7 protein-coding genes are annotated in these 6,622 nt (G+C 67.1%); 2 read left to right on the top strand and 5 right to left on the bottom strand.

Going from position 1 to position 6,622, the window contains the following annotated elements; translation table 11 throughout:
- The 4 genes from Q0627_RS12415 to Q0627_RS12400 form a co-directional block, all read right to left on the bottom strand.
- A partial coding sequence (locus tag Q0627_RS12415) for an ABC transporter transmembrane domain-containing protein (RefSeq protein WP_298810228.1) occupies positions 1-981 on the bottom strand: 981 nt, incomplete at its 3' end.
- Positions 978-2,075 (bottom strand): cytochrome d ubiquinol oxidase subunit II, encoded by a 1,098-nt coding sequence (gene cydB, locus Q0627_RS12410; protein ID WP_291019837.1) that lies wholly within the window; start codon positions 2,073-2,075, stop codon positions 978-980. The genes cydB and Q0627_RS12415, both read right to left, overlap by 4 nt.
- Positions 2,076-2,087: 12 nt before the next feature.
- Entirely contained in the window at positions 2,088-3,635 is a 1,548-nt protein-coding gene (locus Q0627_RS12405) for a cytochrome ubiquinol oxidase subunit I (protein ID WP_291019839.1), read from the bottom strand.
- A 187-nt stretch (positions 3,636-3,822) separates the two neighbouring features.
- Entirely contained in the window at positions 3,823-4,683 is an 861-nt protein-coding gene (locus Q0627_RS12400) for an aminodeoxychorismate lyase (protein ID WP_291019842.1), read from the bottom strand.
- Between the two features lie 110 nt (positions 4,684-4,793).
- On the opposite strand from Q0627_RS12400, the gene Q0627_RS12395 reads away from it, so the two are divergent.
- Together Q0627_RS12395 and Q0627_RS12390 are read left to right on the top strand one after the other, a co-directional pair.
- Positions 4,794-5,969 (top strand): folate-binding protein YgfZ, encoded by a 1,176-nt coding sequence (locus Q0627_RS12395; protein ID WP_291019844.1) that lies wholly within the window; start codon positions 4,794-4,796, stop codon positions 5,967-5,969.
- Between the two features lie 165 nt (positions 5,970-6,134).
- Positions 6,135-6,311: a DUF3073 domain-containing protein gene (locus Q0627_RS12390; protein WP_291019847.1), complete on the top strand. Its 177-nt coding sequence runs from the start codon at positions 6,135-6,137 to the stop codon at positions 6,309-6,311.
- 104 nt (positions 6,312-6,415) lie between these two features.
- Here Q0627_RS12390 and Q0627_RS12385 read toward each other — a convergent pair.
- Positions 6,416-6,622 (bottom strand): AIR synthase-related protein (locus Q0627_RS12385; protein ID WP_298810222.1); only part of this gene is annotated, 207 nt, incomplete at its 5' end.

Genomic DNA, 6,622 nt, shown 5'->3' with positions numbered 1-6,622 from the left:
CCCAACCGCGCCCTCCGCCGCGCCCCCCCCACCACGGGAGCGGGGAACCTCCCCCCCCCCCTGCCGCAACGGCAGATACGCCCCGGGCGCGAGCACCAGCGCCAGCACCCCCGCATACAGACTCATGTCCCCGTGCACGAGCCGCACCCCGATCCCCACAGCCACCAGCGCGACACACAGGGTGGCCAGCAGCTCGAGAATCGCCCCGGACAGGAACGCCACCCGCAGCGCCGACATCGTCGACCGCCGGTGCGCCGCGCCGAGTTCGGCGACCCGCCCAGCCTGACCCTGTGCGCGCCCGAGTGCCCGCAACGTCGGCAACCCGGCGATCAGATCGAGTGTCTGTGCCGTGAGCCGCGACATCGTCGCCAGCTTCCGTTCGGTACGGTCCCGCGTCATCAGTCCGACAAGGATCATGAACAGCGGGATCAATGGCAAGGTGATCACGATGATCAGCGCCGACGGCCAGTCGGTGAGCCCGATGACGACGATGACGGTCGGGGTGACGGTCATCGTCAGGATCAGCGCGGGCACATACCCCGACAGGTACGGAGCAAGCGCATCCAACCCCCGCAACAGCACCGTCGACGCGTCGTCACGCCGCCCGAGCAACTCGCGCGGCGGCGTCCGCGACGGATCGGTCAGCGAATCGAGCGCCCGCGCCCGCAACTGCGCGATCACCCGCGCCGACGCCCGATGCGCGTACCGGTCGTGCCCGAACGTCATCACCACCCTCGCCACCAGCGCACATGCCAGCACCACAAGATGGGTGGCCTGCACCGACAGCGACCGCCGCGACGGATCGACGACGAGTTCGGACAGGATTGACGCGGTCATCGCCGCCGAGACGATGATCGCGACGACGGTCCCGAAACCCAGCAGCGCGGTGACCACGATGTAGACGCGGCTCGCCGGCGAGTACGTCAGCAGTCTCGGGTCGACGGGCGGACTCTTGACGCGCCCGGTGTCGGTTGTGCTCACCTCCGGGAGTCAACCCCCGCGTTGACCTTGAGCGACGGCAAGCCGGTGTGCGCGGGGATCTGTGCGGTGGAGATCCGCTGCCGGAACACCCAGTAGCTCCACGCCTGATACCCGATCACCACGGGCGTGATGAACGCGGCCGCCCAGGTCATGATGGTGAGCGTGTAGTGACTCGATGACGTGTTGGCAACGGTGAGGTTGTAGGCCTCGTCGGTGGTCGACGGCAGCACGTCGGGGAACAGTGAGCCGAACAGGGTGGCGACGGTTCCGATGATGGCGACGCTGGTGGCCGCGAACGCCAGTCCTTCCCGGCGCAGCGAGGTGGCCACGACCATTCCGACGGCGGCCAGCGCGGCAGCGATCACGGCGATCCACGTCCAGCCCGACCCGTACGAGAACTGGGTCCACAGCAGGAACACCGCGGCGACGACAGCCGTCGGGATCGCCAGTTTCGCCGCCAGGTCCATGGCGTCACGCTGCAGTACCCCGGTGGTCTTCATGCCGAGGAACACCGCGCCGTGGGTGAGGAACGCCAGCAGCGTCGTCGCGCCGCCGAGCAGCGCGTACGGATTGAGCAGGTTGAAGAAACCGCCCGTGTACTGGGCGTCGGCGTCGATGGGCAGCCCGCGCACCACGTTGGCGAACGCCACACCCCACAGCAGGGCCGGGATCCACGAACCGAGGCCGATGCCCACGTCGCACCACATGCGCCAGCGCGGGTCGTTGATCTTGCCGCGCCATTCGATGGCGCACACCCGCACGATCAGGCCCACCAGGATGATCAGCAGCGGCAGATAGAACGCGGTGAACATGGTGGCGTACCACCCGCCGAACGCGGCGAACAGCGCGCCACCCGCGGTGAGCAGCCACACCTCGTTACCGTCCCACACCGGTCCGATGGTGTTCAGGAGCACGCGGCGCCGGGTGTCGGGGTCGGCTTCGGGAGCGTCGGGCGCGACCTGCGCGTCGCCGCCGGTGTGGGTGCGACCGAGGATCGGCATCAGCATCCCGACACCGAAATCGAATCCTTCGAGGACGAAGTAGCCGATGAACAGGATCGTGATGACCAGGAACCAGAAGTTTTCGAGACTCATCTTTTCCGCTCCCTAGTACGCGAACGAGAGTTGCTTGGGTTCATCGGAATCGGCGTCGCCGTCGCTGTGACCGGGTGGCCTGGCGTCGTAGGTGGCCGGGCCTTCGATGACGTAACGGCGTTGCAGCATGAACCACACGACGCCGAGCGCCCCGTACAGCAGGGTGAACACGATGAGCGAGGTCCAGACCGTCGCCGCGACGTGGTTGGACACACCGTCGTGCACCAGCATCGAGATGCGCAGCGGATCGAGATCGTCCTCCCAGTTGGGGGCGACGACCCACGGCTGCCGGCCCATTTCGGTGAAGATCCAGCCCGACGCGTTGGCCAGGAAAGGCGTCGGGATCATCCAGAGCGCGAACAGCCCGAACTTGCGTGATCCGATGACCCGGCCGTCTCGGGTCAGCCACAGCGCGGCAAGCGCGAGCAGCGCCGATCCCGCCGCCCAGGTGATCATGGCACGGAAACCCCAATAGGTGACGAACAGGTTGGGCGCGAAGTTCTGGCCGGGCGCGTTGAACGCCTTCTGATACTGCGCCTGCAGTTCTTCGACGCCCTTGACCTCGCTGTCGAAGGTGTGGTCGGCCAGGAACGAGAGCATCCGGGGGATCTGGATGACGTGGTGGATGTTGGCGCAGTTGTTCTGCCGTCCGATCGACAGCACCGAGAAGCTCGCGCCGTTCTCGGTGACGCAGAGCGATTCGGCGGCGGCCATCTTCATCGGCTGCTGTTTGAACATGATCTGCGCTTGGAAGTCACCGCTGATGATCACGGCCACGCCGGCGACCATCGTCATCCACAGCGCGAACCGGGTGACGGGCCGCCAGAGCTTCTTGGCGTCGTCGTCGAGTTGGTCCGCAGTGGCGCCGACGTGACTCGGCGAGACCGAGTCGGGCACTTCCTGTCCAGCGCGGAGCTTGCGGGCGCGCCAGGAGTTGCGCGCCATCCACCAGCAGCCGATGCCGGCGACGAATGTCGCGGCTGTGAGCCAGGCACCCGCGATGACGTGCGGGAACGCCGCGAGCGTCGTGTTGTTGGTGAGGACGGCGAAGAAGTCGTTCATCGCGGGGCGGCCGCGTTCGTCGTCCCAGGCCACACCGACGGGATGCTGCATCCACGAGTTCGCGGCGATGATGAAGTACGCCGAGGCGTTGACACCGATCGCGGCGAGCCAGATGCACGCGAGATGCACTTTGCGGGGCAGCCGCTCCCACCCGAAGATCCACAGTCCGATGAAGGTGGATTCGAGGAAGAACGCGACGAGACCTTCGAGGGCCAGCGGTGCGCCGAACACGTCGGCGACGAACCGGCTGTATTCGCTCCAGTTCATGCCGAACTGGAATTCCTGGACGATGCCGGTGGCGACGCCGAGCGCGAAGTTAATGAGGAAGAGCTTGCCGAAGAACTTGGTGGCCCGCAGCCACTGTTCGTTACCGGTCTTGTACCAAACCGTCTGCATGATGGCGATCATCGGCGCAAGGCCGATGGTCAGCGGGACGAGAACGAAGTGATAGACGGTGGTGATCCCGAATTGCCATCGAGACACGTCCAGTGCGTTCATGGGCCTCTACTTGACGTCGGCGCACCCGCGGGGCGCGCAAGGGCTGACTCACTACAGGGCTGACTCACTACTACGACCGGTAGTAAGCATAGTGCCGACGCTACGCCGCGCCTGATTTCCCGGACAGCGACCTAAGGCCCAATTGAGTTGAAATACCCTGTGATGACCGCCACCGACGTGGTAGCCGTCAGCAGTCGACGGCCCGGTCGACCAGGTCCGGAAAATCGCCCCCGTCAGCGGTTGTCATCACCGTACTGTCGATCGCGGTCACGCGCGCGGCCAATGTCACACTGCTGACCAGCCACACCGCGTCCGCAGCGCACAGATCGCCGACGGTCAGCATCCCCGTCGTCGCCGCCCATCCGGATCGCAGTGCTTCGGCATAGATCGCCCGCTGCGTCGTGCCCGGGAGAATCCCCACCTGCGCCGGCGGTGTGACGAGGCTGCGGCCGGTCATCGCGATCACCGACGCCCGCGCACCCTCCAGCACGTAGCCGTCGGCGGACACGTAGACGACGTCCCCGAAGCCACGCTGGTTCGCGTACCGCACCGCGGCCATGTTGGTGGCATAGCTCAAGGATTTGGCGCCGAGCAACTGCCAGGGCGCGCGCCCGCCGAAGTCGGTGGTGTAGCCACGATCGAGCGTCATCACCCGCACCCCCGAGATACGCGTCGCGACGATCCGCTCCGGGACCGCCGCGACGGTCACATATCCGGTCGGGCCATCGCCTGAAGCCGACTCCCGGCCCCGCGAGTACGCCAGTCGCACCATCGCCTCGTCCTCACCGCGGAGCCGGACCCATTCGCCGGTGGCGATGTCCAGGGCCCGGGCCGCGGCCGCCCGATCGACGGGAGGCAAACCCAGCAGACGTGCGCCGTCAGCGAGCCGATCCAGATGCAGTCCGACCTTTCGCACACGAGCACCCCGCAGCAGCATCGTCTCGAACACCCCCTCCCCGCGCACCGCACCGAGGTCGTCGGCGTGCAGCAACGGCAGGTCGGGGTCGCGAACGACGCCATCGAAGGACACCAGCACCCGGTCAGTCACCTACTCAGAATCCCACGATCACCATTCCACCGGCCCCGACGATACGGGTGTCACAGACACGGGTGCCGGAGATAGGACCGGGCATGGGCGTCGTGGGTAGGATCGATCGGGTGAGCCCCTCACCGATTCTGAGCAGGTACAGCGGTATCGGGGCGGTCCCCGCACCCACGGCTCCGCCGGAGGGCATTCCCGCCACCGCCTGGCACTACGGCGACCCACTCGGCGAGCAACGCGCGGCGACCACCGGCGTGATCGTCGTCGACCGCTCCGATCGATCGGTCATCGAACTGTCCGGCGACGAACGGCTGACCTGGCTGCACACCATCTCCAGTCAGCACATCGCAAATCTTCCGGATCGCCGCAGCGCCGAGAACCTGTCCCTCGACGCCAACGGCCGTGTCGAAGAACACTTCGTCCTCACCGACATCGACGAGGTCACCTGGCTCGACACCTCCGGAACACACGGCCAGGCGCTGCTGACGTTCCTGAAGAAGATGGTGTTCTGGGCCAAGGCCGAACCGGTCGCCCGCCCCGACCTGCGCGTACTCACCCTCATCGGCCCCGGCGCCCTGAACGGCCCGGTCGCCGAGATGCTGCGCATCGATCCCGACGCATCCGTCTACGCCGCCGACGACCTCCCTGAGGCCCATCATGACGACGAGCCGCTCGGTTTCTGGCGCCGCATGCCCCCACTCGGAGCCCTCCCCGGCGGCACCGACACCCCGCTGCCCGTCATCGACCTCCTGGTCCCGGAAACCCTGCTCCCGTACTGGTGGGAACGGATCACCGATACCGGCGCGAAGATGGCCGGCAGTTGGGCGTACGACGCGCTGCGCGTCGTCGCGTTGCGCCCGGAGATCGACGCCGACACCGACGACCGCACCATCCCGCACGAGGCCGGCTGGATCGGCGGCCCCGAACAACTCGGCGCGGTACACCTGGACAAAGGCTGCTACCGCGGCCAGGAGACGGTCGCCCGCGTCCACAACCTCGGCAAACCGCCCCGCAGGCTGGTGCTGCTGCATCTCGACGGCAGCGCCGACGAACGTCCCGCCACCGGCGACCCGGTGACCGCGGGTGCACGCACCGTCGGCCGTGTCGGCACGGTGGTCCACCACTTCGAGTACGGTCCGATCGCGCTGGCCCTAGTCAAACGCAATATCGCCGCCGACGTCGAACTCTCGGCCGGTGGTGCCGCGGCGAGCATCGACCCCGATTCGATCGCCCCGGACACCGAAGTGCAGGCCGGCCGCGCGGCCGTCGAGCGTCTGCGCGGCGGCGCCTGATCAGTGACTCGATCACCCCGGGCGACACGTTCGGCGCGCTCTTACGATCCGGAATCAACATTGTCCGGGCGGGCGCGCTAGACTGGGCCTCACGACAGATTCACTACCTACAGAACGGGGCCGCCACACCGTTGGCCGCCCCGTCATTGTGCGAGGGGGTCCCAAATGGGCCGCGGCCGGGCGAAAGCAAAGCAGACGAAAGTTGCTCGTCAGCTGAAGTACTCAACTCCCCATACCGACTTCGACAGCTTGCAGCGCGAGCTCTCGGGTTCGGGCGATTCGGCGAGAAGGCCGGATCCTTTGGATGAGTGGCTTGACGAAGACGAGTGGCGCCGAGCCTGAGGCTCGACGCGCAATCGGCGCGTCTCCCACACGGGTAGAAACACAATCACGCAGCACCCACCCCGGCGTCTCGGCGCCGGAGCTGGGTGCTGCGTGACTTGGCGTCAGAACCGCGGATGCTCCCCCACCAACTCGACGTGCCCGCCGTGACCACGGCTCTGATCGGTCTTGATCGACCCGAGCACCCAGTTGGCGACGTGCCGTGCGGTGAGCACGGCCTGCGCCCGGTCGGTGTCCTCGGGAGCGACAACGGCCACCATCCCGACACCCATGTTGAAGGTGCGTTCCATCTCGGCCTGCTCGACCCGGCC

This window comes from uncultured Gordonia sp. (assembly GCF_937858515.1).
GTDB lineage: Bacteria > Actinomycetota > Actinomycetes > Mycobacteriales > Mycobacteriaceae > Gordonia.
Note: the sequence above shows the minus strand (reverse complement) of the source record. Positions and strands in the feature narration are given on the sequence as shown.